The organism is Kribbella swartbergensis (genome assembly GCF_054784135.1).
Genome location: NZ_BAAGPM010000043.1, coordinates 43,684 through 70,204, shown reverse-complemented (window position 1 = coordinate 70,204; position 26,521 = coordinate 43,684). Strand labels below are relative to the sequence as shown.

The 26,521-nt window shown below is 68.6% G+C and carries 23 protein-coding genes; 17 read left to right on the top strand and 6 right to left on the bottom strand.

Annotation, left to right across the window (positions count from 1 at the left end; all coding sequences use genetic code 11):
* Positions 1–211 precede the first annotated feature (211 nt).
* Positions 212–973: an META domain-containing protein gene (locus tag ACYVOK_RS34275; protein ID WP_460666765.1), complete on the bottom strand. Its 762-nt coding sequence runs from the start codon at positions 971–973 to the stop codon at positions 212–214.
* Between the two features lie 592 nt (positions 974–1,565).
* Positions 1,566–2,483: a GNAT family N-acetyltransferase gene (locus ACYVOK_RS34270; RefSeq protein ID WP_460666764.1), complete on the bottom strand. Its 918-nt coding sequence runs from the start codon at positions 2,481–2,483 to the stop codon at positions 1,566–1,568.
* Positions 2,484–3,327: 844 nt separating this feature from the next.
* Here ACYVOK_RS34270 and ACYVOK_RS34265 point away from each other — a divergent pair.
* From ACYVOK_RS34265 to ACYVOK_RS34235, 7 genes are all read left to right on the top strand, one after another.
* Positions 3,328–4,251, top strand: a complete 924-nt coding sequence (locus tag ACYVOK_RS34265; RefSeq protein WP_460666763.1) for a LysR substrate-binding domain-containing protein — start codon at positions 3,328–3,330, stop codon at positions 4,249–4,251.
* The gene (locus ACYVOK_RS34260; RefSeq protein WP_460666762.1) at positions 4,248–5,267 is read left to right on the top strand and encodes a LysR family transcriptional regulator; all 1,020 of its coding nucleotides are present in this window, start codon (positions 4,248–4,250) and stop codon (positions 5,265–5,267) included. The genes ACYVOK_RS34265 and ACYVOK_RS34260 overlap by 4 nt, the downstream gene beginning before the upstream one ends.
* Before the next feature lie 21 nt (positions 5,268–5,288).
* Positions 5,289–6,254, top strand: coding sequence for an NAD(P)-dependent oxidoreductase (locus ACYVOK_RS34255; RefSeq protein ID WP_460666761.1), 966 nt, complete (start codon positions 5,289–5,291; stop codon positions 6,252–6,254).
* Between the two features lie 92 nt (positions 6,255–6,346).
* Complete coding sequence (locus ACYVOK_RS34250; RefSeq protein WP_460666760.1) at positions 6,347–9,145, top strand: helix-turn-helix transcriptional regulator; 2,799 nt, start codon at positions 6,347–6,349, stop codon at positions 9,143–9,145.
* A gap of 131 nt (positions 9,146–9,276) precedes the next feature.
* The gene (locus ACYVOK_RS34245) at positions 9,277–10,182 is read left to right on the top strand and encodes a helix-turn-helix transcriptional regulator (protein ID WP_460666759.1); all 906 of its coding nucleotides are present in this window, start codon (positions 9,277–9,279) and stop codon (positions 10,180–10,182) included.
* Between the two features lie 262 nt (positions 10,183–10,444).
* Positions 10,445–11,302 (top strand): SDR family NAD(P)-dependent oxidoreductase, encoded by an 858-nt coding sequence (locus ACYVOK_RS34240; RefSeq protein WP_460666758.1) that lies wholly within the window; start codon positions 10,445–10,447, stop codon positions 11,300–11,302.
* A 7-nt stretch (positions 11,303–11,309) separates the two neighbouring features.
* On the top strand, positions 11,310–12,227 hold the full coding sequence (locus tag ACYVOK_RS34235; RefSeq protein ID WP_460666757.1) for an NAD(P)-dependent oxidoreductase: 918 nt from the start codon (positions 11,310–11,312) through the stop codon (positions 12,225–12,227).
* 233 nt (positions 12,228–12,460) lie between these two features.
* Here the strand turns inward: ACYVOK_RS34235 and ACYVOK_RS34230 are convergent, their stop codons facing one another.
* The gene (locus ACYVOK_RS34230; RefSeq protein ID WP_460666756.1) at positions 12,461–13,573 is read right to left on the bottom strand and encodes an Lrp/AsnC family transcriptional regulator; all 1,113 of its coding nucleotides are present in this window, start codon (positions 13,571–13,573) and stop codon (positions 12,461–12,463) included.
* 177 nt (positions 13,574–13,750) lie between these two features.
* Here ACYVOK_RS34230 and ACYVOK_RS34225 point away from each other — a divergent pair, with 177 nt between their 5' ends.
* A complete protein-coding gene (locus ACYVOK_RS34225; protein WP_460666755.1) occupies positions 13,751–14,917 on the top strand; it encodes an LLM class flavin-dependent oxidoreductase in 1,167 nt (388 codons plus the stop codon).
* Positions 14,918–14,927: 10 nt separating this feature from the next.
* Positions 14,928–15,428, top strand: a complete 501-nt coding sequence (locus tag ACYVOK_RS34220; RefSeq protein WP_460666754.1) for a flavin reductase family protein — start codon at positions 14,928–14,930, stop codon at positions 15,426–15,428.
* Positions 15,429–15,573: 145 nt separating this feature from the next.
* On the opposite strand, the gene ACYVOK_RS34215 is transcribed toward ACYVOK_RS34220, so the two are convergent.
* Both ACYVOK_RS34215 and ACYVOK_RS34210 read right to left on the bottom strand, forming a co-directional pair.
* The gene (locus tag ACYVOK_RS34215; RefSeq protein WP_460666753.1) at positions 15,574–15,699 is read right to left on the bottom strand and encodes a hypothetical protein; all 126 of its coding nucleotides are present in this window, start codon (positions 15,697–15,699) and stop codon (positions 15,574–15,576) included.
* 103 nt (positions 15,700–15,802) lie between these two features.
* On the bottom strand, positions 15,803–16,870 hold the full coding sequence (locus ACYVOK_RS34210) for an oxidoreductase (RefSeq protein ID WP_460666752.1): 1,068 nt from the start codon (positions 16,868–16,870) through the stop codon (positions 15,803–15,805).
* Positions 16,871–16,974: 104 nt separating this feature from the next.
* On the opposite strand from ACYVOK_RS34210, the gene ACYVOK_RS34205 reads away from it, so the two are divergent.
* Genes ACYVOK_RS34205 through ACYVOK_RS34195 form a run of 3 tightly spaced genes read left to right on the top strand, consistent with a single transcriptional unit; the run spans position 16,975 to position 20,317 of the window.
* Positions 16,975–18,141 (top strand): LLM class flavin-dependent oxidoreductase, encoded by a 1,167-nt coding sequence (locus ACYVOK_RS34205; RefSeq protein WP_460666751.1) that lies wholly within the window; start codon positions 16,975–16,977, stop codon positions 18,139–18,141.
* 38 nt (positions 18,142–18,179) lie between these two features.
* Entirely contained in the window at positions 18,180–19,313 is a 1,134-nt protein-coding gene (locus ACYVOK_RS34200) for a mandelate racemase/muconate lactonizing enzyme family protein (RefSeq protein ID WP_460666750.1), read from the top strand.
* On the top strand, positions 19,310–20,317 hold the full coding sequence (locus ACYVOK_RS34195) for a ketopantoate reductase family protein (protein WP_460666749.1): 1,008 nt from the start codon (positions 19,310–19,312) through the stop codon (positions 20,315–20,317). The genes ACYVOK_RS34200 and ACYVOK_RS34195 overlap by 4 nt, the downstream gene beginning before the upstream one ends.
* A gap of 72 nt (positions 20,318–20,389) precedes the next feature.
* On the opposite strand, the gene ACYVOK_RS34190 is transcribed toward ACYVOK_RS34195, so the two are convergent.
* Positions 20,390–20,887, bottom strand: coding sequence for an NADPH-dependent FMN reductase (locus ACYVOK_RS34190; protein ID WP_460666748.1), 498 nt, complete (start codon positions 20,885–20,887; stop codon positions 20,390–20,392).
* Positions 20,888–21,013: 126 nt separating this feature from the next.
* Between ACYVOK_RS34190 and ACYVOK_RS34185 the strand changes: the two genes are divergently transcribed.
* The 5 genes from ACYVOK_RS34185 to ACYVOK_RS34165 are packed head-to-tail and all read left to right on the top strand — an operon-like array spanning position 21,014 to position 26,520.
* On the top strand, positions 21,014–21,940 hold the full coding sequence (locus ACYVOK_RS34185) for a polysaccharide deacetylase family protein (RefSeq protein ID WP_460666747.1): 927 nt from the start codon (positions 21,014–21,016) through the stop codon (positions 21,938–21,940).
* Complete coding sequence (locus tag ACYVOK_RS34180) at positions 21,937–23,238, top strand: MFS transporter (RefSeq protein WP_460666746.1); 1,302 nt, start codon at positions 21,937–21,939, stop codon at positions 23,236–23,238. Before ACYVOK_RS34185 ends, ACYVOK_RS34180 begins: the two co-directional genes overlap by 4 nt.
* Positions 23,235–24,008, top strand: a complete 774-nt coding sequence (locus ACYVOK_RS34175) for an SDR family NAD(P)-dependent oxidoreductase (protein ID WP_460666745.1) — start codon at positions 23,235–23,237, stop codon at positions 24,006–24,008. The genes ACYVOK_RS34180 and ACYVOK_RS34175 overlap by 4 nt, the downstream gene beginning before the upstream one ends.
* Entirely contained in the window at positions 24,005–25,186 is a 1,182-nt protein-coding gene (locus tag ACYVOK_RS34170) for a M20 family metallopeptidase (protein ID WP_460666744.1), read from the top strand. Before ACYVOK_RS34175 ends, ACYVOK_RS34170 begins: the two co-directional genes overlap by 4 nt.
* Positions 25,183–26,520, top strand: coding sequence for an amidase (locus ACYVOK_RS34165; RefSeq protein ID WP_460666743.1), 1,338 nt, complete (start codon positions 25,183–25,185; stop codon positions 26,518–26,520). The genes ACYVOK_RS34170 and ACYVOK_RS34165 overlap by 4 nt, the downstream gene beginning before the upstream one ends.
* Position 26,521: the final 1 nt, after the last annotated feature.

Below are 26,521 nucleotides of genomic sequence, written 5' to 3'. Positions count from 1 at the left end.
CGGCAGCATGCAGCTCGCGCCGCTGGAGCTCACCATTACGCCGTAGGCAGCACAAGGAACGCCTGCCAGCGGCTCACCGGCATGCTCGCCACCCAGGGGACTTTGCGCCCAGCCCTGGATGGCAACCTCACCTACCCGGATCTGTCGCAGACAGTTAGGCGCGGGCATGCCGAATTCAGGAAGTTTCCTCAAGGATTCCCTCGACCTTGGATCAGGGGATCGCGGTGAGGTCGAGGCCGGTCCCGGTGGGGGTCAGCAGGGTTAGACGGTTGTAGTCGATGGTGTAGGTGACATTGGCGCTGAGGGTGGTCAGGATCGCGGTCTCCACCTCGGCGCATTCTCCTGTGCATGCGCGGTCGGTAGTGATGACGTCGGTGAAGGTCAGCTCTGTGCTGTTGCGGGTGATGGTGCCGGAGATTTCGTTGCAACCGGTCCAGCCGGTCAGGCGCCCGCCGTCGAAGGTGATCCACGACTCCTTGGCGCGATGGTGGTACTGGCGGAGGTCGCCGTCCTTGATGATGACGGTGTCCACCTTCCACCTGGGCCCGTCGAGCGGGAAGTCGGGTTCGGCGATCTTCCGGTCCAGCAGACTGATCGTCGTACCGGCTGCTGTGAGGGTGAGCTGGGCGCCGTTCAGGGCCCAGCTGGGTTTGCTGGCCAGGAACTCGGTCAGCCATTCGTCCTGGGCTCGGAGTGGCGGTTCGCAGCCCTGCTGGGTGCGGAAGCCGCGGTCGATCGACAATCTGCCGTCGGCCAGTAACTCACCGGCCGCGGCGGATACGCCGACCTCGTTGCACCCGGCGTACGCCCTGAGGACGTCATACGCGCGCGGACCCTCGTCGTTCGGGTTGGGCACTTCGGCGAACTCCAGCCGGATGCGCGTGTTCGACACCAACTCCTTGGGAGTGCCATCCTCCGTCACCGCGGTGGACAGATAGGTCTTGCCCATCGGCGAACCAGTCGATCCGCCCATGCTCGGCTCCTCTCCCATCCAGGGGCGTCGCCTTCAGCGTTGGCGTCCCAGCCGCTTACGCGATTGGGTTGGGGGTTGTAGATGCCGCCTATCTTGCCGCAGGCATGGGCCGGGCCGGGAGCGTTGTCAGATCAGGGTCAAGTTCGGGACGCTTCAGCGCGACTTGCATGAACCCATCTTGGCCGTAGTACATCGGCAACTGCCGCGATCCGCGCCTTCGCACTGTCGCAGATCACCTGGCGGACGACAGTCGCACATCACCTGACGGAGGACTTCTGCGTGCTCACCCTGGACCTGACAAGTTTCTCTACGTCTTCAAGTTTCTCTACGTCTTCAAGACGGGCCCTCCAGGGCCCGAAAGCACGCCGCCTCCACAGGGCGGGACGCCTGCCCGCCACTCCGCACCGCACCGAACCTAAGGTCGGCAGCTATCGGGACGATGCGGGAAGACTGCCCGGGCACTTGAAACGTAACCGTCAAGTTGAGTGGTCAGCGCTGACATTCGCTGCGGTTCCGGCCCGTACCCTAAGCACGCTGCGCCGAACGGCTCCCAGAAGCCGCAGGTTCGCCTCCGCCCCCAGCGCCTGGCCAGTCAGAGGTGGAGCCGCTCCGACAGACCGGCGATCTCGGTTGTGACGAGGAGTCGTCGGGTCAGCTCGCGGAACCCTGTGCGTGCGTTGACGGCTCGCATACCGGTGTTGGCGACCGCGGTGGTGCTGGACAGGCGACGCAGGTTCGGCAACTCGTCCGCGAGCCGGAGGGCCATAGCGGCCTTCACCCAGGTCGCCAGTCCGCGTCGCCGGTGCTCACCTACAACGACCGTGTCCTCCTGGCCCGCGTCGACGCTCGAGCGGCCAACCTCCACCGCGGTGAATGCCGCCACCGTGGACGTGCCGGCGACAACGGCGGCGGTGACCCACAGTTCGACACCGCGGCCGGCACGTTCACGCTCACTCTGGCGTACGAGGTCGCGGTCCCACACCACGACGGCGCCCGGCGGCGGATGGATGTTGGGCGCGTCGGCGATCGCGCGCTTTGCCAAGGCATAGGAGTCGACCAGGATGTCCGGTGTGCGGCCAGACCAGTGGACCAAGTGGTAACCGTCATGATCAGCGGTGACGCTCCGCTCGAGGGCGGCCCGGTCGAGGTTCGCGCAGTCGAGCACATTGATGACCAGTTCGTCACCGACCGTGGCGCCCAGATGGAGGGCATATCTCGCGCCGGGTGTATCCGCGAGGACCGTGGTGGCGAGAATCTGCATACCCGCAGCCCGCTGGTCACGGACCACTTCAGTGAGAAGCGACCGACCGACGCCGTGACCACGCATGTCGGGGAGGACGTAGATCCGCGTGAAAGCCGTATCCGGCTCGCCGGCGGGACGGACCTCCGCGGCACCGACCACCGTCCCGTCGAGATAGCCGGCCCACCGAGTCGTCCTCGGGTCGGAGAGCTGCTCGCGGAGACGCTCACAGGACTGAGCAGGTGCGGGAGCATATTCTCCGCGTTCCATCGCACCTACCGTACGCACCACGTCGCTCCATGCCGCAAGCCGTAACTCATCGACATCAGGCCGCAGAAGGTCAACACCAACACCGGGAACTCGCACAGCCCCAGACTAAACGCCCATCCAGACCATGGCCCGAGCCACAACGTGCAGCGGGAAGCGGGGAGTCGACAGGCCACCGGACCGCCTACCGCCGTGGGAGGATTTTGGCAGCGAACCACCCGTAACAACCGTCTTGAAGTGGGTCCAACCCGCATCAACCAGGACGGCGAGAACTCCTTGTAGACAAGGGAATAGGCGCCGCTCCGCATAAATCGCCAAGGCGACCTGCGCCCATCGCATGGAAGTAGTCAGCCCGTAGTCGTAGTTGCATCGGTAGTTGCAGCTCACCCTGATCCGCCTGCGTCCAAAGAGATGCAGCGACCACAGGACGAGCGCGGCGCGGACCATGACGAACCACCGCGTCCGCAGTTCGTCGCCGGAAATCCTTGCCCCCACGGTATGTGAACTTCGAACGGGCATACCCGCGTCCAATCGGTCTGACTCGGCGTCATTCCGATCGGCGTGGAAGGCATGGGTCACCAGACACATTGGTTTCAGGCGGTTCACGCTACGACCGGCCGACGACTGAGTTCGGTAGTTCAGGAAAAGCGCAGTTGATCGATGACCCGCACCAACTCCGAAGTCGCAGCCTGAAGTTCATGTCCAAGCTTGCGGGCGTCAGCGGGCGTGCTCGGGCGACAGCGCCGGGTCGGAGAGTTCCCCTGGCGTGCCGCCTATCGGTGACGGGTGGGCGTCTAGGTATAAATTGCCGATGTGGGGGCGCGAGCTTCCGCCATAGCGTGTGCCCATGCTCGCACCGTCGGCCAGCGTCGCCAGTTCCCTGACACCGAAGCTCGCGATGCTCCACGCCATGATCAAAGCGAAGCACCTTGCCGCGGCTGCGGATTCGTTGGGGATTCCGCGGGCGACAGCGACACGATGGGCGTACTCGCTCAATGAAGCCATCGGTGTGCAACTGACCGTCCGGGTCGGCCACCGGGTCGAATTGACGGCGGCCGGCCATGAACTGGCCAGAGCCGCGGGGGACATGCATGCCGCGCTCACTATCGGTGTTGCCCGAGCCATGGAGGCCGGCGCTCCTGGCCGCGGCCATGTGGTCTTCGGGTTCTTGCGTAGCCTGGGAACAACGTGGGCACCGCGATTGCTCAACTCGTACCGTCGCGAGTTTCCATGGGTCGGCTTCACTCTCGTGCAGGCCGGACACGAGGGGCTTCTGGCGCGTCTACGCGACGGGTCCATCGATGTGGCGCTCGGCGTCCTGCGTGACACGGACGACGATGTCGTGTCCTCTCGGGAACTTGCGCAGGAGCCGTTCGTCGTCGTGGTCTCGGACGACCACCGACTTGCCCAACGCGAACACGCCAGCCTTTCCGACCTGCGTGACGAACCGCTGGTGGGACTGAAGCAGGGCATCGCCTTGCGGACAGCTGTGGATCAGCTCTTCGCTGCATCCGACATGACGCCGTACTACCGCTTGGAATGTGACGAGCTCGAGACCGTGCGCGGCCTTGCCTCCGCCGGCCTGGGACCCGCGGTGCTGCCACGCCGCCACGTGGCACCCGTGCGGTCCTCTCGTGAAGTCGTCATCACCCCGCGCACATACCGGCGCATCGGCCTGCTGGTCTCCCAGGCCAGGCCCACACCGCCGGCCGCTGCTTCCTTCTACAACTGGCTGGGAGAGCACATCGCTGGGGCGAGGGCAGATCTGTGACGATCGAGCGAGTATCCGCGAGCGCGGACCACGAGAGTGAGGACCTACCAGCACTCGATCCACCGGCAGGCGCGGCCGCCGGTCTCGCGCCGACCGAGGACGCCGCCTCCGTCGAGGGTGCCTCACTAGGGGTGGCGTCGACGTTCCTTGCGCCAAGACTTGCCCTATTGAGTGCTTTGGCACAGTACGGCCACCTGAGCGCAGCCGCGGCATCGCTGGGCATTGCTCAGTCCACAGCCAGCCGTTGGCTGCAGAGCCTGAACGCCAGAGTGGGGGTCGACCTGACGAGGCGTGTCCACGGACAGATCCAACTGACCGCCGCCGGCCACACCATGGCAGAAGCAGTGGAGTTCGGCCAGTCACTGCTGCGGCTCGGTGTCGCACGCGCTCAAGTCCGCAGCCGCCCCCACGATGGTCAGGTCCGCTTCGGCTACTTGCGATCGTTGGCGACGTCGAAAGCGCCGTACCTGCTCCGGCGCTTCTCCGACGCCTTTCCCCGGGTCCGCTTCGTCCTGCATGAGGCGAATCACGAGGAACTGACGCAGCGGCTGCGTCGTGGGGACATCGACATAGCTCTGACGACGGTGGACCAGCCCGATACGGTCTTCGTTGAGTACCCTCTCCTCCGGGAGCCTCTCGTCCTGGTTGTTCCTGAAGCTCACCGGTGGGCCAAGCGAGACAGCGTCCGGGTGCACGAGTGCAGGGACGTCACCATGGTCGGCTTGGTGAACGGTACGGCTCTACGCCGCTCGGTCGATGAACTTTTGCTGCGAGCAAGGGTCCGGCCGCGCTACACCTTCGTGACCGCTGAAATTGCGGTGCTGCGTGGGTTGGTTGCAGCCGGCATGGGGGTTGCTGTACTGCCCGGCAGCCACGACGCACCCACGCCCGGCTCGGCCGAGATTGCGTTGGTTCCCCGGACGTACCGGCGGGTCGGACTGGTCGTGGCAGCTCACCGGCCACTCGAGCCGGCGGCCGAAGCATTCCTGCAGGCCTCTGCGGCACTCAAGCTCTGACAGGTCACGACGGTTTCCACCATGATGTCGGACAATCTTGACGGTGGCCGAGCCGAGGATGTGAGAAACGGCGTGCCCAGGGCGACACTTCTTGGTGCTGGACGGCTGGGGTCTGCGGTCACTCGCAGGTGCGTCGCTGACGGCTGGCAGATGACGGTGTGGAATCGCACGCCTGGGCGGACCGAGAGCCTGGAGGGGCCAGGCGTCACCGTCGCCTCGGATCCTCGGGCTGCGGTCACCGGGGCCGACGTGGTCGTGACCGCGATGACAGGTGGACAAGCTCTGGTTGACGTCTTGGTCGATCGAGGTGTACTTGCAGCCGTCCCGGTCGGTACGGCCTTGGTTGATCTCTCCACGGTCGATGTCGAGCTGTCCCGCTATCTGGCGCGCGTCGCAGCCAGCCACCGTGTGCACTACCTGAGATGTGCGGTGGGCGGGACCGCCGACGACGTCGAGGCCGGCTTGGGCGAACTCTTCGTGTCAGGGTCCACGCACGCGGTGGAACTCGCCGACCCCCTTCTGGGCGCGGTTGCCGACACCCGTCACGTCGTCGGCGAGCACGATGAGGCTCGGGTGGTCAAACTGGCGCTGAACCTGATGATGGCTGGAGCCACGTGCCTGTTGTCCGAAGTTGTCGTGGTGGCAGAAGCCTCCGGGGTTTCCCGCGAGACGCTCTGCCAAGCACTCGACTCTTCCCCGATCGCCAGCACTTTCCTGGCATGCAAGAGTCAGGCATTGGTCGCACAGGACTATGGCCCGAGCTACTCAGCCCAGCAGATGCGACATGACATCGAGGTGGTCCTTGATCGCGGCACAGCTCTGCGGATCCCGATGAGTCTCGCGGTAGGATCACTGGCAGAGCTGGACGAGACATGCGCTGACGGCTGGGGGAGTGATGACTGCCTCAGCGTCGTGCGTTTGGTTCAAGAGCGGGCGCACCGGACCGTTGACAAAGGCAAATGGAAGGGCGGGGGAGCGCCCGGTTGACTCCAGGTCTGGCTCAACGTTCGACGGATCTCGCCCCCACGCGTGAGTAGCGGGACACTGCCGCGGGGAGAGGAACGGAGGGATCCGCAACGGTGAGAACCACCGGATTCCAGAGCTTGGGGAGGGACGCAGAGCTTGACGCGGCACGCGCGGCTCTGGCAGGTGACGATTCGACGTCCACGCTACTCATCGTCGGCGACGAGGGCCTGGGGAAGACGACCTTCCTGCGTGACGTGCTGTCGCTGGCGGGTCATCGGACCACTTTGTCTCTGACACCCGTCGAGTTCGAGTCGTCCATGCCTTATGCGGGTTTGCACGAGTTTCTGGCTCCCCACGCGCGGGAGTTCGACAAGTTGCCACAGCCGCAGCGCCGTGCTCTCGAAACAGCCTTCGGGTATGCCGACGGCACGACCAACGACCGGTTCCTCGTCGGCCTGGCGACCGCGAGCATCCTGGCCGCGACTGCACCTGCCGTATGTCTGGTCGATGACGCGCAGTGGCTGGATGAGGAGTCCGCGCGGGCGTTGGCGGTGGCGTCTCGACGGCTCGACAGTGCCGCATGCCTCCTCGTGCTCGCTACCCGCCCGGATCCGAGGATCGAGGCCTGGTTCAGCGGGGCTCGGCGACTCGACCTGACACCCTTGGGGACAGCCACTGCCCGTCGGATACTCGACCGCGGCATGGTAGGTCCCCTGGATCCGGTGGTCGCGGACCAGATCGTGGCCGAAGCCAGGGGCAATCCCCTCGTACTGCAGTTGCTGACGACCAAGCCTCCAGCGGCGCTGGCAGGTGGCTTCGGGGTCTCACCGCTCGGCCCCACCGCGTTGATGGACATGTACTGGGAGCGGGTCCAGGCCCTGCCGCGGGAGACCCAGAAGCTCGTGCTCCTCGCCGCCGCCGACCCGACGGGAAGCGTCGACCTGTTCCGGCGGGCGTGCGGCGTACTCGGTCTTGGCGCCGAGCTGATTCAGCCCGCCGTTGACGACGGCTTGCTCGAGCTGTCGCCGCGGTTGTGCTTCGCTCATCCCACCATCAGATCTGTCGTCTACTTGAGGGCCGACAGTGACACCCGGCGAGCCGTGCACGCGGCGCTGGCCGCCGTCACCGACCGCCGGCATGATCCCGTGCGCGAAGTATGGCATCGGAGTCAGGCGGCGCGCCGACCCGACGCCGACCTGGTCCGAGACCTCGCCGAACTGGCAGACGATGCCAGAGTGAGAGGTGGCCCGGCTGCGGCAGCCTCCTTCTTGTCCCGTGCCGCTTCATTGTCGAGTGATCCAGACCTGGTTGCTCGATTACAGCATCGAGCGGCGGAGGCGCGACGAGACGCGGGCGACCTCGAAGGAGCCCGAGCGTTGGCCGCGGCGGCCAGAATCTACACGGCTGACCCTCGGCGACTGGCAGAGATTCGTGTGCTGGAGGCCAGGACCGACTTCGAGCGGCGCTACGGACGCGCGGAAGCCGAGTCGCTCTTCAACGCTGCGTCGGCGCTGTGGGAGTTCGATCCGCAGTCGAGTTCCGAGACGATGCTCCGCACCCTGGCCGCCACGATGATCGCCGGCCCGACCGTTCGCAGCCCGTCCGCGCCGGAGCTGGCCAGGAGAGTGCTTGCACTCACGCGTGAACCCGTGGACTCGGCGGGCACCTGCGCGATCGTCCTGGACGCCTTGGCGCTCAGCCTCGCCCGAACGCCGGCGGATGCCGTTCCAGCGGCCCGTCGAGCCGTCGATCACCTCCTTGGGCGGAGCCGGGACGGGCTTGCAGACGTAGAACCGTTCTGGCTGTGGCTGATGACCAGTTTGGCCTGGGACGACGACGCCGCCGTTCGATTGACGCAGACCTACTTGGACGCGGCGACGCGGCAGGGTCGTATGGGCGATATTCCGATTGCCTTGAACTGCCGGGCGACACTGCATCTGCACGCGGGAGAGATCGACGATGCGATCCGTCTGACCAAGTTGGCGGCTGAGGCGAGGGAGCTGACCGGAGCCGGCAGCAACTACGTGGTGGATCTGCCGTTGGCTGCCTGGCGCGGCAAGTTGGGCGAGGTGCAGCGCCTGTCTCGACTTGCCCAGGAACAAGCGAGCCGTCATGGCGGACGACGCATCCTGTCGAGTGCGTCGTACGCTCAGATGGTTCTGTTCAACGGGTTGTGCCGATACGACCGGGCGATCAGCCCGTTGCCGGCCCGTGAGGTCGAGATCGGATTCCACGCGTCGATCCCACCTGAACAGGTCGAGGCGGCTGTTCGTGTCGGGGACGGCTCGCACGCTCGGGACCACGCACAACTGGTGCGAGAGTACGCGACAGCAGCGGCAACGCCCTGGGCCTCGGGCATGGATCTTCGATGCCGCGCTTTGCTGGAGGACGACGCCGAGGTGGAGAGTCTGTACCTCGGTTCGATCGAGGTGCTGGGGTACTCGCGTAGTGCTGTGCAGCGGGCGCGATCGCAGTTGCTGTACGGCGAATGGCTGCGACGCCGCCGTCGTCCGACGGAATCCAGGGCGGTGCTGCGCGAAGCGTACGAGACATTCTCAGCGCTGGCCGCGGAGGCGTTTGCGCAGCGAGCCGCCCGCGAGTTGCGTGCACTGGGAGAGGAAACTCGCTCGGCCGAGACGCGGCCTCTGACCGCGCAACAGTTGGCTGTTGCGCGGTTGGCGGCCAAGGGAATCACGACCAGGGAGATCGCGGGGATCCTGACCGTCAGTCCAAGAACCGTGGACACCCACCTGCGGAGCATCTTCGGACGACTGGGGGTGACCTCACGCCGACAGATCGGCGAGGCCCTGGAGCGAGAATATGGTTCGCAGCGCCTGGCGCAACCATCCGATCCGTCGCCGACGAAGACCCCGGCTCGGGTGCTCATGAATGAAAGTGACCACGGGGCTTGATTCCCCGTGTCCCGGCGCGATCGCGTGCTGCGCCAGGGCTCCTGTAGAGCAGCGGTCGGACGGGAGCAAGCATAGGACTGTGAGTCCGAGGTCGGATCGGACCACGCGGGCCGGGCCGCGACTCTGCGACCATGGAGGATGTGGCTGAGCTGAACCGCGAACTGGCTGACTTCTTACGGCGCGCCCGCGGGCGGGTCGACCCTTCCCGCGCGGGTCTACCCGCCGATGGCCGGGTGCGCCGCGTGCCCGGACTACGTCGTGAGGAGGTGGCGTTCCTTGCTGGTGTGTCCGCCGACTACTACGCTCGCCTCGAACAGGGCCGGCGGATCACGCCGAGTCGGAGTGTCGTCGACGCGATCGCAGTCGCTCTCGAGCTCGATGCGGCAGGCCGGACTCATCTGCACAATCTCCTCGGAACCCAGGCCACCACGGCAGTGCGGCGGTCACCGGCGGTGCAACGGGTACGGCCCGGTATCTACCAGTTCCTGGAGTCCTTGAGCGGACAGGCCGCGGTCATCTTGGGCCGTCGAACCGACGTCTTGGCCGGCAATTCCTTGGCGCGGGCACTTTTGACCGACTTCGAGGCAATGCGGCCACGGGAGCGAAACTATGCGCGGTGGGTATTCCTGGACCCAGCTGCCAGGGACCTGATGGTCGACTGGGAAGTTCAGGCGCGAGCCGTGGTCGAGAGCCTTCGGCTGGACGTCGGCAACAATCCCGGTGACCCGCTCGCCGAGGATCTAGTGGCTACCTTGTCCGCGCAGAGCGGCGAGTTCCGGCGATGGTGGGAGGCGCATGGTGTCTACCAGCGCACCTTCGGCGTCAAACAGCTCCGCCATCCGATGGTTGGTGAGCTGGCGGTCAACTACGAGACGTTCCTGATGCCGGGCGATCCCGACCAGACGCTGTTCGTGTACACCGCCGAGCCCGGCACGAAGTCTGGCGACGCCTTGAACTTGCTGGCCAGCTGGGTACTCACGGGCGCCCACGCTGCAGCCGCTGCGCCGCATCCGGAGGCCTCTGACCGCGTCGAGTGAGACCACGCCCCACGCCATGTAAGGACGGACGGCGCCCACGCGCCGGATGCTAGCAAGCTAGCCTCCTGGACTCGAGAGCGGCGAGCCGCTGCCCGCGGGCAGCGGCTCAGCCGGGTGGGACTGGCAGTCCTCGTCACGGGCGTCCCAGGTCGATCTGGGCCGACTAACGCGCTCGAACAGCCCGATCGACGGGCGAGACTCGAAGTGTCGGCCAGACCGGACCGACATGAATCCAACAATCGAGAATCGAGGAGATCCTCGTATGACCTACCCGACTACCGGACCGGCGACCTGGCTCGTCACCGGCACCTCCCGCGGCCTCGGCCTCGAACTTGTGCGGCAGTTGCTGGAGCGCGGTGACAACGTCGCCGCCACGACGCGCTCGACCGAGCGGCTGACCACGGCCCTCGCCGGCGTCGACACCACCCGACTGCTGGCGCTGGACGTGGACCTGCGGGATCAGGACGCGGTCGCGCAGGCCGTCCAGGCTACCCAGGACCGCTTCGGCGGCCTGGACGTGGTGGTGAACAATGCCGGTTACGGCTTCCTCGCATCGGTCGAGGAGACGACCGATGCCGAGGCGCGGGACATGTTCGATGTCCAGATCCACGGCACCTGGAACGTCCTCCGCGCCGCACTTCCCCACTTCCGCACCCGCCGCAGCGGACACATCATCAACGTCTCCTCGATCCTCGGACTGACCGCCGTCCCGGGCTGGGCCCTGTACTGCGCCGGCAAGTTCGCGCTCGAGGGACTCACCGAGTCGCTGGCTGCCGAGGTCGCCGATTTCGGTGTCAAGGTCTCGATCGTCGAGCCCGGCTACCTGCGCACCGACTTCCTGACCACCGACTCTCTGGCGCTTCCCACCACCACAGTGCAGGGGTACGAGTCCATTCGGGACATGACGCAGGACCACCTGAACCTGCAGGGGAGCCAGCTCGGTGACCCGGCCAAGGCTGCGGCCGTCATCATCTCCCTCGCGGTCACCGGCGAGACCCGCCTGCGGACCCTTCTCGGCTCCGACTCCTACTCGTACGCCCAGGGGAAGCTCGCGGCCCTTCAGGCGGACATCGAGGCGAGCAAAGTGGTCGCCCACTCCACCGACTTTCCTCAGGAGTGACAACCGTGTGCGCGACCGGTCGGCGAAGGGACACGATGTGAACAGACCAGGACTCGCCCTTCTCGGCGCCGGTCGGATGGGCAGCGCACTCGCTGCTCGCTGGGTTGCGGCCGGCCGCGCACTGACGGTGTGGAACCGCTCTCCGGAACGCGCACGGGCGTTGGCAGGTGAGCGAATCCGCATCGCCGAGGACTTGGCCGATGCGGTGAGGAACACCCCCATAGTGGCCAGTGTCCTCACCGACGGCGAGGCACTCGTATCCGTTCTTGTCGATCAAGGAGCAATCCAAGCGATGACGCCGGGAAGCACCCTGATCGACTTGTCCACGGTCGACGTGGCTTCCTCGCGCGTTGTCGCCGGCGAAGCTGAAGACCACGGGATCCAGTACGTGCGCTGTGGCATCAGCGGAACGGCCGAGGTGGTCGGCTCCGGACACGCCGGGCTGCTGGTGTCCGGCCCGGATCCGGCCATCCGCTCGGTCGCCGAGGCGCTGTCCGAGATCACGGATCGGCAGGTCGTCGTCGGCGAGGCCGAAGAGGCCCGACTCGTGAAGCTCGCCGTCAACCTGATGCTGGCAGGCACGACCCAGCTGCTGGCGGAGGCGACGGTGATGGCGGAGGCGTCGGGCCTGAATCGCGACGTGCTTCTGCGGGCTCTCGATCAGACCGTCATCTCGAGTGATTTCCTGCGGTACAAGGGGGCTGCCCTGTCTGCGCGAAACTACGAGCCGACGTTCACGACCGGCAACATGCACAAGGACGTCCGTCTGTTGGTCGACCAGGGACGGCAGGCCCGCATCCCCATGCGCCTGGCGGAGGACCTCCTGAACCAACTGGCTCTGGCGTGCCAGGGCGGTTGGACAGACAGCGACTTTCTCAGTTTGGTGCGGCAGGTGCAGAAGAGTGCGGGGCGCGCGGTCGACTGATAGACCGTGTCGTAGTTCACCGGTGGCCTCCGCCGGCGCCGGAGGCCACAGGGCTTGGTCAGAGAGGGATGCCTGCTTCGTCGAGATCCTTCAGGTCACCTGCTCGGCGGTGCCGGGAACAGCTTCCACGGACAACGATGAGCCGTTCGGACAGCTCCCGAGCTTGGTCGAATAGCTGGCTCGCCTCGGAGAGGGCTACCTCGAGCCCGCCGCCTGAGCGGTGGCGCTGGTGGTCAAGTGGGAGGCTGGTCCTCGGTCGTGGCTTCGATGAGGGCTCGTACTGCGCGGCTGGCGGCTTCGGCGGGGCCGGGGATGCTGGAGGGGTAGAGCTCCAGCCAGGCACGCTTGAAGGTGGACAGGTGGGTGCTGATCTCCATCGTTCCGGTGAGCGGGAGTGCGCCGAGGACCTCTGTCTCCAGGGAGTAGAGCTCGCCCAAGTGGCGTAGGTGCACGGCCGCGCAGAGGTTGAACCGGCCGGCCGTCACCCAGAGGAACTTGATCGCCGGGTGCTCGACCAGTTGATGTGCGGCTTCGTCGAGGTGGGCGCTGGCGACCCGCAGCCAGATGATGACCTCGGTGCTGAAGCCGAGCATGGCCGGCGGGGCGATGACGCGGAAGTACACGCAGCCCTCGGCGACGAGGCGGTCGATCCGGCGCGCGACCGTGGACTCGCTGGCGCTGCCGATCGCGGCGGCGATCGCCTTCGCCGGCCGGCGACCGTCCTCGGCCAGCTCGGCCATGATCTCGAGGTCGACGCCGTCGAGCGCGACAGGCGCCTCCCAGAGCCGCTCGGTGCGGGGCTTCGTCGGGTCGGCGAGCTCCTCGCGCTCCTGCTGGGTCAGCAGCGACCGTTCCCAGGGATTGACCGAGTAGAACGAGTGCATCACGGCGAGCGTCTCGGTGCCGACGATGCCGTGGATGTTGGGCAGGTCCTGGTTCAGCACGTGCACCAGGGCCTCCGGTGATGGCACAACGAACTCCGCGAAGATGTCGGTCGGCCCGGTCAGCATGCTGGCGACCCTGACGTCGTCCCGGCGCCGGATCACCCCGGCCAGGCGTTCCCGCTCGCGCGGGTCGCAGTTGATGCGTACCAGTGCCGGGATCCCGAGGCCGGCCCGCATCACGTCGATGTAGCCCACCACACGCACGAGATTGCGGTCGATCAATCGGCGGCCGCGACGGGCGACAGTGGGCTCGCTGGCGCCCAGCGCCTGCGCGATCCCCTTCCACGACGCGCGGCCATTGGTCTGCAGCGCGACGATGATCCGCCGATCGAGCTCGTCGAGCTTGATCCCGCGCCAGTCGGGAAGGTCGTCCTGAAGATTAACCGCACGAACGGGGGTCACCGGCTCAGGATACCGGCCCGGCGGCCTACCAGGAGGGCGCCGCCGCGCTTCGGATGCGATTTTCCGCTCCGTTGACGCCGAAGTTTGCCTTCTACTCTCACATTCAATGGTCCGGATGCTATATTGAGGCACATAGAGGTCCGAAAGTAGCGATACCAGTCGTGAAGGGGTGCATCCGTGACGAAAACGATCAAACAGCGTCGGCCGGACGGACAGCTGCGGTTCGGGCTGATGTGGTTCAACTCGCCGACGCCGTACCTGACCTCCGCAGTCGCGGCGGCGGCCAACCCGCCCGTTCTGGAGCTGGACGTCCAGACCGAGCTCGCGCAGGCCGCCGAGGAGGCCGGCTTCGACTTCCTGTTCCTGGCGGACAGCTACATCGGGCATGGTGAACACAACCTGCGGATCGGCCACGCCGAGCCCCGTCTGTACTCCCCGGTGTGGGGATCGGCCCTGGCGGCCGCGACCAAGCACATCGGCATTGCCTGCACCCTGCACACGAAGTACTTGCCGCCCGCCGTCATCGCACGGATGGGCGCGAACCTCGACGTACTCAGCGGCGGTCGCTGGGCGTGGAACGTGGTGCCCGGCACCCGGGACGACTCGATCATGGGGATGGAGTCGCTCGACCACGACGCGCGGTACGCCTACACCACCGAGACCGTGCGCGCGGTGAAGGCGCTGTGGGAGGCGCGCGGCGAACCGGTCGAGTTCAAGGGCGAGCACGTGCAGGTCTCCGGCCGCCTGATCGGGCCGCATCCGCTGCAGCGGCCGTGGCCGTTGCTGTTCAACGCCGGCGTCTCCGCCGCCGGGCAGGAACTGATCGCGCAGGAGTGCGACTACGGGTTCTTCACCGTCGTCGACGACCTGGCGAAGGTCAAGGCGCCGGTGGACAACCTCGCCCGGCTGACCGAAGCCGCCGGGCGCGACCCGAAGGAGGTCAACCTGGTCGGCTCGACCGTGATCGTGATCGGCGACACCCGGGCCGAGGCCGAGGACCGCTTCGCCGAACTGCGCGCCGGGATCGACATGGACGCCGCCCGGGCCTGGGCCGCGTCGTTCCTCGGCCGCAGCGAGACGTACCAGAACACCCACGGCGACAAGGACTTCGACGAGGTCGCCCGGAGTATCGGCGTCGCGTCGGGGGCGAAGGTGCTGCTCGGGTCGCCGGCCGAGGTCGCCGAACAGATCGTCGAGGTGTACCGCGCCACCGGGCTGCGCGGCTACCAGATCTGCCCGCTGACCTGGTCCGCCGCGGAGCTGCTCCGGTACAAGGACGTCTTCGGCGAACTCGAGCGGGCCGGGGTCTGGACGCCGCCGGAGAAGCGCGGCTGGAGCTGGTGAGGAGATGCCGATGCTGACCTTGTGCGACGACCCCCGCCGGCTGCGCGACACCTTCGCCGGGTTCCCCAGCGGACTGGCCGCGCTCGCCGCGGTGGTCGACGGCGAGCCGACGGTACTGGTCGCGTCCTCGTTCACGGTGGGGATCTCCCAGGAGCCGCCGCTGGTTCTCTTCGCCGTCCAGCGCAGCTCGACCACCTGGCCGCTGCTCGCGAAGGCGCCGACGATCGGCGTCTCGGTGCTCGGCGAGTGTCACGCCGACCAGGCCCGCCAACTCGCGTCCAGCGACAAGTCCCGCCGGTTCGATGGCGTCACCACCCGCGTCGAGCCGAGCGGGGCGCTGTTCCTCGACGGCGCGCCGGTGTTCCTGGAGTGCACGACCGAGCACACGTACCCGGCCGGCGACCACGACATCATCGTGCTGAGAGTCCGCGGTCTCGAAACAGACTTCGCCCAGGAGCCGCTGGTCTGGTACCGCTCCCAATTCACGACGCTGGCGAAGCACGTCGCCTGACGTCCCGGAGGCCGACTGCGACCCGCTCGACCCTGGGGGCGGTCGGCGACGTGTTCGTCAACCGCCCTGACCCGGCGTCGGCTTTCGCGCACTCGGCTGGGCTGCTGCGGTCGATCGACGTCCTGTTCGGCAACTGCGAAGGCGCCTACACCGACCGCCCCAGCCCGTCGCCGGGCGGCGGATGGCCGGTGGCGCCGACGACGCGCAGATGGTTGCCGACAGCATCGAACGGCTGCGGCGGCGCGCCGATGTCGTGGTGGCCAGCTTCCACTGGGGAACGTCGCGCTCGCCGGCGGTGCGGGCTCAGCTGATCAGGGAAGAAGGGCGGTCGCCGGCGAGGCGACCGCCCTGTGGTTTCAGGAGGTGCGGCGGGTTCAGAAGGCGCGGTGGTACTGGACGGGCCAGGTCTCGCGGGGGTTGCCGCCGCGGATGTGAAGCGGCCAGTACGGGTCGCGGAGAATGGCTCGGCCGACGAAGACCGCGTCGACCAGGTCGGGCACCGCCTCGTCCAGGTGGCACGCCTCGCTGATGAGGCCCGAGGCCGCCACCAGCGCGCCCGACGAGCGCAGCAGCGGACCGTACCGCGCGTTGTGCAGCGGCTCGGTACTGCGCGGGTAGTCGGGCGTGAGGACGCCGGCCGACACGTCGATCATGTCCACTCCGGCGGCGGCCATCCTGGTGGCGACGACCGCCGCTTCCTCCGTCGTCAGACCGCCGTCGACGAGGTCGGTCGACGGCATCCGAAGGATCAGCGGCTTCTCGTCCGGCCAGGCCGCGCGGACCGCGGCGACGGCCTCGAGGGGGAACCGCATCCGGCCTTCGAGGTCCCCGCCCCACCGGTCGGTCCGTTCGTTGGCCAGCGGGGAGAGGAACTCGTGGATCAGGTAGCCGTTCGCGCCGTGGAGTTCCAGCGCGTCGTACCCCGCGGCGTGCGCGTTGCGGGTCGCCTGCGTCCAGTTCTCGATCACCCGGGCCACGTCGTCCTCGGTCATCTCCCGCGGAACGGTCAGGCCGGCGAACGGGGTCGGCGACGGCGCGATCGGCTGCCAGCCGCCTTGCTCGGGTGACACCGGGCTGCGGGAGCCGCTGTTGTCCCAGGGCGCGTCGTGCGAGCTCTTGCGGCCGGCGGCGCCGAGCTGGACCGCGGCGACCTTGCCCATGGCATGGATCGCCGCGACGAGCCGCTGGTGCCCGGCGACCTGGTCGCCGCTCCACAGCCCGAGGTCGCGGGGCGTCGTCCGCAGGTCCGGCGCGATACCGCTGCACTCCACCATCACCATCCCCGCGCCGCCGACCGCGCGGGACGCGTAGTGGGCGAGGTGCCAGTCGGTCGGCACGCCCGAGGGCCCCGCCGAGTACTGGCACATCGGCGAGAGCCACACCCGGTTGGGCACGGTGAGCTCTCGTAGCTGCAGCGGTGTCCAGACGGCGGACTTCGACACCATGACCTCCTTCATATTGACTGATACGGTCATCCTAGCCATACGATGTGATGAAATATAGCATAATCTCCACCGATATCGACATGTAATTCCACACTGGAGGTGTGAGAGTGACCGATCCGCGGGTGCGCCGGCCGGACGACCAGCTCCGGTTCGGGTTGATGTGGTTCAACTCGCAGACTCCGTACCTGACGTCGGCCGTCGCCGCCGGCCGCAATCCGCCGGTGCTCGACGTGGCGGTGCAGACCACGCTCGCGCGGGCGGCCGAGGAGGCGGGGTTCGACTTCCTCTTCCTGGCCGACGGCTACGTGAGCCACGGCGAGCACAACGTCCGGATCGGCCACGGCGAGCCCCGCCTGTCCGCCCTCACCTGGGCGCCGATCCTGATGGCGGCCACCCGGCACATCGGGGTCGCGACGACGATCCACACGAAGTACTTCCCGCCCGGAGTGATCGCCCGGCTCGGCGGCAATCTCGACCATCTCAGCGGCGGCCGCTGGGGCTGGAACATCGTGCCCGGCACCAACGACGACACGTTCCTCGGCGCCGAGCCGCTCGGACATGCCGAGCGGTACGCGCAGGCCAGGGAAACGCTCGACGCCGTCCAGCGGATCTGGGCGGCGCGCGGCCGGCGGATCGAGTACCGCGGCGAGTACCACCACTTCGACGGGGCGATGATGGGCCCGTTCCCGGTCCAGGAGCCGTGGCCCCTGCTGTTCAACGCAGGAGTCTCCGACGACGGGCTTCAGTTCATCGCCGACGCCTGCGACTACGGGTTCTTCACCGTGGTCGACGACCTGGCCAAGGTCCGCGGGCCGGTCGAGGACGTCGCCGCGCGCGCCGAGGCGGCCGGCCGGAACCCGTTGTCGGTCGACCTCCTCGGCTCGATCGGCCTGGTCGTCGCACCGACGCGACGGGAAGCCCAGGACCGGTACGACGAGCTCCGCGAAACCCTGGACATGGACGCGGCCCGTGGGTGGGCACGGTCCTTCCTCGGCCGCAGCCGGACCTACCAGGCCACGCACGGCGGCGAGCTGGATGCGGTTGCCCGCAGCATCGGTGTGGCAGCCGGGGCCAAGGTGCTCGTCGGCGACGTCGACGACGTGGCCGAGCAGCTCGTCGCCGTGCACCGCGCGACCGGGCTGCGCGGCTTCCAGGTCTGCCCGCTGACGTGGTCGGCGGACGACCTGCTGCGGATGGGGTCGGTGTTCCGCCGGGTCGGCGACGCCGGGCTCTGGAAGGCACCCGCGGACCGCGGGTGGGCGTGGTGACGCCGATGTCACCGGCCTCAGCAACGAAAGGAGCAGCAGTGACAGTCACACCGCTTACCGTCGTGGATCTCGAGGTGATCCCGGTCCGGGCGCCGCTCGCACGGGAGTTCCGCGGCAGCTACTACCACATGACGCACCGCGCGACCGTCGTCGTCCGGCTGATCACCGACCAGGGTGTGGTCGGCGAGGCGTACGTCGGGGACGAGGACGCGGCGGCGGCCGAGATCGTGGACGTGCTGCGCAAGGAGATCGCGCCGATCCTGATCGGCATGGACGCGATGGCCACCGAGAAGTGCTGGGCGGCGCTCTACCCGGTCACGTTCGACATCCTGCGGGACCGCCGGATCGGACTGGTCGCGCTCGCCGCCGCGGACACCGCGATCTGGGACGCGGTCGGCAAGGCACTGGGCCAGCCGCTGTGGCGGCTGTGGGGCGGCGCCCGCGACCGCGTCCCGATGATCGCCATCGGCGGGTACTACGGTGAGCCGCTCGGCCCGGTCGCGGAGGAGATCGCCTACTACCGCGACGAGCTCGGCCTGGCCGGCGTCAAGTTCAAGGTCGGCGGGCGCGCGCCCGAGGTCGACGCCGAGCGGGTGGCGGCGGCACGGGAGGCGGCCGGTCCGGACTTCACCATCTGCATCGACGCGAACCAGGGTTACACGGTCGCCGAGGCGGTGCGGCTCTGCGAGCTGATCCGGCCGCTGGGGATCCGCTGGTTCGAGGAGCCGGTCAGGTGGCACAACGACCGGCGCGGGCTCCGGGACGTCCGCGCGATCGGCGGCATCCCGGTCGCGGCCGGCCAGACCGAGCTGACCCCGAGCGGTTGCCGGGACCTGATGGAGGCCGGCGCGATCGACGTCTGCAACTTCGACGCCTCGTGGTCCGGCGGCCCGACGGCCTGGCGCCGGACGGCGGCGATCGCGACGGCGTACGACGTGGAGATGGGCCACCACGAGGAACCGCAGGTCAGCCTGCACCTGATCGGCAGCGTCCAGCACGGCACCTTCTCCGAGTGCTTCCACCCCGACAGGGACCCGTTCTGGTGGTCGCTGATCGCGAACCGGCCGCAGCCCGTCGACGGCTACCTTCCGTTGCCGCAGGCACCTGGTCTCGGCTGGGAGCTGGACTGGGACTACATCGACCGGCACCGGCTGGACGGGGCCTCCGCGTGACGGCGTACACGGTCGTCGGTGCGGGCGCGATCGGCGGTACGCTCGCGTTCCACCTGACCGCGGCCGGTCACGAGGTCGTCGTGGTCGATGCCGACAGCGAGCACGTCGAAGCCATCCGGCACCACGGGCTGACGCTGCGCGGTGCAGGTCAGCCCGACCGCACGGCGCGGATGCGGGCGGTCACCCCGGCGGAGATCGGCGACCTCGGCCGCCTGGACGCGGTCCTGCTCGCGGTGAAGTCCCAGGCGACCGCGGCGGCCGTGGACCTGATCGCCCCTTCGCTCAGCGGCGACGGCTGTGTCGTCTCGCTCCAGAACGGCCTGAACGAACGGACGATCGCAACACGGGTAGGTCCGGAGCGGACGATCGGGGCCTTCGTGAACTTCGCCGCGGACGTACTCGGGCCAGGCGTCATCGGAGTGGGTGGCCCCGGCGCTCTGGTGATCGGCGAGCTGGACGGGACTGCGTCCGCGCGGGTCGACGCGCTGGCCGCCGACCTCCAGGCCTGGGGACCCGCGCGGGCGAGCACGAACGTCGAAGGCTTCCTGTGGTCGAAGATGGGCTACGGGACGATGCTCGTCGCCACCTCACTGGCTGACGCTCCGATGGCTGACCTCGTCGACCGCCATCGCCGGGTGATGCACCGGGCCGTGCGGGAGGTGTTCGCCGTCGCGGCGGCGGGCGGTGTCACGCTCGAGGCTTTCGACGCCTTCGATCCGGCGGGCTACACGGGTACCGCCGACCAGCGACGTGCCGACGAGGCAACGGATCGGCTGGTGGCATGGCTGCACACGCTGGACAAGAAGCGCAGCGGGATCTGGCGGGACATCGTGGTACGCCGACGGCCGACTGAAGTGCCGCACCAGTACGCCCCCGTCCTCGCACGGGCCCGCGAGTACGGCGTACCGGTGCCGACTCTGTCGGGCGTGCTGGAGAACATCCGGCGGCTCGAGGCCGGCGAGGTCGCGATGGGGGAGGAGTTGCTGACGGAGCTCGACACCTGACTCTGCGGTCAACGGATGGGGCCGTGCGGCGAACGGATAGCCGCACGGTTCCGCCGTCGGTGACGCTCGTGCCTATGACAGCGCGGCCACGACCGCTTTCCAGCGGCCTGCGTAGGTCTCGAGGACCTTGTCCTCGGTGAACGTCGAGTCGAGCAGGTACAGGCCGGGCAGAGCGCAGGTAGCACCCAGCTCGGCCAGTACCGGCTTGAGAGTCAACTCAGGAGCCAAGGCATGGGCGGGTCCGGCGCCGAGCATCAGCGGTACGGCGACGACGCCCTGCAGGCCGGTGCCGCCGGGGATCTGGTCCAGGAACAGCTTGAGCAGGCCGCTGTAGGTCGCCTTGAAGGTCGGGCTCGCGAACACGACGAGCGAGGACTCCTGCACGGTTCGGACGGCCGCGCCGACGGCGTCGTCGCCCCAGCCGAGCAGGCCCGGCCCGACTTCGGCCAGCTCGACGACGGTGCCGGCGGCGTGCCCGGCGAGCTCCCGCGCGAGCATCTCGCCCGCGGCCCGGGTGCGCGAACCCCGCTTCGGATTGCCGACGACAACGGTCACCGCAGCGCCGCCCATGGCTGCCTCCTTCGAGATGTGAAGATCTTGTTTCCGCCTAAATTCTCCATGAACGAGGGCTTGCGCGCTAGTATCAGTCATCCATACAGTCCATCTTGCCATAAAACACCACTTCAAGGAGGCGAGATGGCTGATCCGCCCAACGACGCGGCCTGGACCTGGCCCGAGGATCGCTGGCGCGCGTACGTCGCCAAGATCCGCGCGGGCCGGGAACTGCGGCCGGCGCAGTGGCCCGGGAACGCGAAGGCCGTCGTCGCGTTGTCCTTCGACCCCGACCACGAGACGATCCCGCTCCGGGACGGGGAGACCTCGCCCGGCCTGCTCGCCCGCGGCGAGTTCGGCTCCCGCCGCGGATCGCACCGGATCCTCGACCTGCTGGAGCGGCACGGCATCCCGGCCACGTTCTTCATGCCGGCGGTCTCGGCGCTGCTGCACCCCGACGAGATCAAGAACTACGCGGCGGCCGGCCACGAGATCGGCGCGCACGGCTGGATCCACGAGCGGAACGCGCTGCTGCCGGCCGAGGCCGAGCGCGACCTCGCCTTCCGGGCGCTCGACACGCTGGAAGAGCTGTCAGGGCAGCGGCCGACCGGGATCCGCACCCCGAGCGGCGACTATTCCGACGCCACTCTCGACATCGTCGCCGAGACCGGCCTCGTCTACGACTCGTCCCTGATGGCCGACGACCAGCCGTACGAGATCGTTGCCGATGGCAACCCGACGGGCATCGTCGAGATCCCGATGGAGTGGATTCGCGACGACGCGCCGTACTTCACCTTCGACCGGTACGGGCCGCACCGGCCGTACATGCCGCCGCGGGAGTGGCTGCGGATCCAGCTCGACGAGTTCGACGCCGCGTACCGCGAAGGCGGCGTCTACCAGCTCATCTGCCACCCGCACATCATCGGCCACCGCTCCCGGATGGCCATGCTCGAGGAACTGGTGGCGCACATGGCCCGCCACAGCGACGTCTGGTTCGCCACCCACGGCGAGCTGGCGGCCTTCCTCATCGACACCTTCGGACTCCGCCGAGACAAAGGGCAATCCTCATGAGTGAAACGGTGGTCCCGGCGACGACGCCGGCACCGGCGACGACCCGGCGCAAGGCGGTCTTCGCCGCCTCCCTGGGCAACGGCGTCGAGTACTTCGACTGGGGCATCTACTCGGCCCTGACGACGGTCTTCGCCAAGCAGATCTTCCCGTCCTCCGACCCGACCGTCAGCCTGCTGCTCTCGCTGGCCACCTTCGCGCTGGGCTTCGTCGCCCGGCCGGTCGGCGCCATCGTGCTGGGCAACCTGGCCGACAAGAAGGGCCGGAAGTTCGTTCTCACCCTCGCCATCACGCTCACGTCGGCCGGATCGATCCTGATCGCCTTCGTACCCACCTACGGGACGATCGGCATCGTCGCACCGGCTCTGGTCCTGCTGGCCCGGCTGGCGCAGGGCTTCGGCGCCGGCGGCGAGGCGAGCAGCGCGGCGACGTTCCTGATCGAGTCCGCGCCGGTCCACCGCCGCGGCTTCTTCGGCTCGTTCCAGCAGATGTCGACCGGCGCCGGTCTGCTGACCGCGTCCGTGGTGGCGGCGGCGCTCACCGCGGTCCTGTCCGACGCCGCGATGGACGAGTGGGGCTGGCGGCTCGGCTTCTTCCTCGCCGGTGCCGCGGGCTTCATCGCCCTGTACATCCGGCGGCAGGTGGACGACACCGAGATGGGCGAGCAGGTGGTCAGGCTGACCGCGGCCGAGCGGAAGGCGCTGCGCCGCGAGATGTTCCGCACCCACAAGCGCCAGCTGATCCAGATCTTCCTGCTCACCGTGCCGGGCACGATCGGCAACTACATGTTCCTGAGCTACATGGCCGCCTTCGCCAAGACGACGACCGGGATCGACCTCGGAACGGCGCTGCTGGCGAACAGTTGCGCGATCGCCCTGTACTGCGTCGCGATCCCGTTCGCCGGCCTGCTGACCGACAAGATCGGCCGCCGGCCGCAGCTGCTCCTCTTCTCGGTCCTGTACATCCTGATCCCGTACCCGGTGTTCTCGATCCTCGGCCCGTCCTTCGGTGCCGTCTTCGCCGCGAACCTGATCGGGGTGATGGTGCTCGCGCTCTTCTCCGGCACCATGGCGGCGGTCTACAACGAGCAGTTCCCGACCGCCATCCGGGTCGCGGCCAGCGGCATCCCGTTCGCGCTCGCGGTGAGCGTCTTCGGCGGTACCGCCCCCTATGTCACCACTCAGCTGTTCGCGCTGGGACTGGGCGAGTTCATCTGGGTCTACCTGTCCGCGGCGGGAGTGCTCGGCCTCGCGGTCGTGCTCACCCTGCCGGAAACCTACCGAAAGGAAATCGCTCGATGAGCAGCCGCAGAGTAGTCGTCACCGGCGCGGCCGGCCGGATCGGTACCGCGATCGCGGAGCGCTTCTGCCGCGACGGCGATCAGGTGGTCGCCGTGGACTTCCGCGCCGAGGAGCTGGAGACCGCGATGAAGTCGCTGATCGCCGCCGGGACGGCCACCACCGTGGTCGCCGACCTCGGCGACGCGTCGACCGCCGAGGACCTGATCCCGCAGATCTGGGAGACCGAAGGCCCGGTGGACGTGCTGGTCAACGTCGCCGCACTGGCCCCGATCGACCGCTTCGCCGACCTGACCGCGGCCCAGTGGGACCTGGTCATGGCCGTGAACCTGCGGGCGCCCACGCTGCTGACCGCCGCGCTGGGCCGGCGGGTGCTCAACAACGGCGGCACGGCCAACGTCGTCACGATCAGTTCGGGCGCGGCGTTGCGGGCCCGGCCGGGCGCCGCGCACTACACCACGTCGAAAGCGGCCGTCGAGATGATGGTCCGCAGCGCCGCGATCGAGCTCGCGCCGGCCATCCGCGTCAACGCCGTGAGCCCCGGCTTCATCGACGTCGGCAGCCCGATCAACCGCGTCTCGGCGGAGTACGCCCGGACGATGGGCACCAACCCGATGCGCCGGCCGGGACATCCCGACGACATCGCCAACGCTGTCGCGTGGGTGGCGAGCGACGAGGCGTCCTGGGTGAACGGCAGCATCGTCCGGGTGGACGGGGGCTCGACCGCCGGCCTGCACAGCCTGCCGCTGCAGAACGTGGGGGAGGACTGGTGAGTCCCGACCCGCAGACACTCGGCGTGGTGTCGAAGTGGGTGGCCGGTCAGGCCGACGCGATCTTCACCGACATCGAGGACCTGGTCGGGCTGGAAACACCCAGTACGGACAAGCCGTTGCTCAGTCGAGCGCTGGACTGGCTGCGGCGGCGTACCGAGCAGGTCGTCGGCCCACCCGACGCGGTCGAACTGGTGGACGGCGGCGCACGCGGGGACGTGCTGGTCCTCACGTACGCCGGGACGGGCGACGCCGTCGTCACGTTCTTGTGCCACTACGACACCGTCTGGGACGCCGGGACCCTGGCCGACTGGCCGTACCAGGTCGACGGGGACGTGGCGTCCGGGCCGGGGGTCTTCGACATGAAGGCCGGCTGCGTCCAGGCGATCTGGGCACTCGCCGCGGCCCGCGCGACCGGGCTGACCACGCCGACCGTCCGGATCCTGTTCACCGGCGACGAGGAGATCGGCAGCGAGGCGTCCCGCGCCAGCATCGAGCGGTTCGCGATCGACTCCGACCTGGTCATGCTCTTCGAGCCGAGCGAGCAAGGCCGCGTCAAGACCGAACGCAAGGGGATCGGCCGGTACTACGTCGCCGTCGAGGGCCGGGCGACGCACGCCGGCGCGCACTACGAAGAAGGTGTCAGCGCGATCGACGAGCTGGCCCGGCTGACGGTGGCGCTGCACGGCCTGACCGATCTCACCGCCGGGACGACGGTGAACGTCGGGGTCGTTGCCGGCGGCACCCGGTCCAACGTCGTCGCGGCGGCGGCGCGCGCGGAGATCGACGTACGGGTCGCCCGGCAGTCCGAGATGGAGCGGATCGACGCGGCGCTGGCCGCGATCGAGCCGCACGACCCCCGGGCGCGCATCACCGTGACGGGCGGCTGGAACCGGCCGCCGATGGAACGGTCGGAGCTGACCGTCGGCCCGTACCGGATCGCCCGCGACGTCGCCGCTGCCCTCGGCCGGGACCTCGGCGAGATCGCGGTCGGCGGCGGCAGCGACGGCAACTTCGCCGCCGCCCTCGGCATCCCGGTGCTCGACGGGATGGGTGCGGTCGGCGGTCACCCGCACGCGCGCGGCGAGTACATCAGCCTGTCCGGGTCGATCGAGCGGATTGTCATCGCCGCCGGCGTACTCGGGGCCGTTCAGGCCCGTGGCCCACGGGAACTCCGATGACGGTCCAGGCCTTCAGCACCGGGGAGGACAGTCCGCGCGACTACCTCGAACGCTGCCTGCACACCATCGCCGAACGGGAACCGACCGTGCGCGCCTGGGTCGCACTGAACGCGGACAGGGCTCGCCAGGCCGCCGATCAGAGCACGAAGCGCTGGCGCGACGGTACTCCGCTGTCGCCGATCGACGGCCTGCCGATCGGGATCAAGGACCTGCTGGAAACCCGGGACCTGCCGACGCAAATGGGCTGCGCGGCGTACGACGGGAACTTCCCGCGGCGCGACAACGCGGCGGTGTGGGCGCTTCGCCAGGCCGGTGCGGTGATCCTGGGCAAGACGGTCACGTCCGAGCTGGGCGGTACGCATCCCGGGCCGACGACCAACCCGTTCGATCCGGCGCGTACCCCGGGCGGGTCGTCGTCCGGTTCCGCGGCGGCGGTCGGGGCAGGAATGGTGCCTGCGGCAATCGGTACGCAGGTGGTCGGCTCGATCATCCGGCCGGCGAGCTACTGCGGGAACTGGGCGCTCAAGCCGTCCCAAGGTGCGATCAACCGGGGAGAGCGGCAGGCGACCAGCATGAGTACACACGGAGTGCACGCCGCCCGCGCGGAGGACATGTGGCTGGTGGCGATCGCGATCGCGCGACGGGCCGGCGGCGATCCGGGGATGGCGCCGCTTGCCGGGCCTGACGCAGTACCGGAGCCGCATCGTCCCTTCGCTGTGGGGGTGATGGAGACCGAGGGCTGGGTCGGTCTCGACGCGTCGTCGCGGGCCGCGTTCGAGGCGTTCCTCGATCGACTCGCCGGCACCGGTGTGCCGGTCGTGCGGCGTTTCGACCGCTTCGAGGCGTTGCTGGCGGGCGTTCGCGAGCTGACCCTCGACATCACCGGCTGGGAGAACCACTGGGGACTGCGGAATCTGGTGGCGCAGCACCCGGACGGCGTCAGTGCCCGCGCCAAGGCCGTCCTCGAAGCCGCCGAGAAGCTCGGCGTGGACGGCTACGCCGAGCTGCTGCGGCGCCGCGCGGAGGTCCGCAGGGCGCACGCGGCACTCGCGTCGGAGGTGGACGTCGTCGTCTCGCTGGCTTCACCGGGTCCGGCGCCACTGCGGTCCGATGACCTCCCGGGTGAGCCGCTGTCGCAGTGGCCCACCGGCGATCCGGTGTTCAACGCCCCCAGCTCGCTGCTGGGGGCGCCGGTGGTCACCGTGCCGGTGCTGAGCGTCGACGGCCTGCCGGTGGGCATCCAGGTGATGGGGCAGCCAGGCAGCGATGCACGCGTGACGGCGATCGCCAGGTGGGTCGCCGTTACGGCAGCCGCACGCGAGGACGGTCACTGAG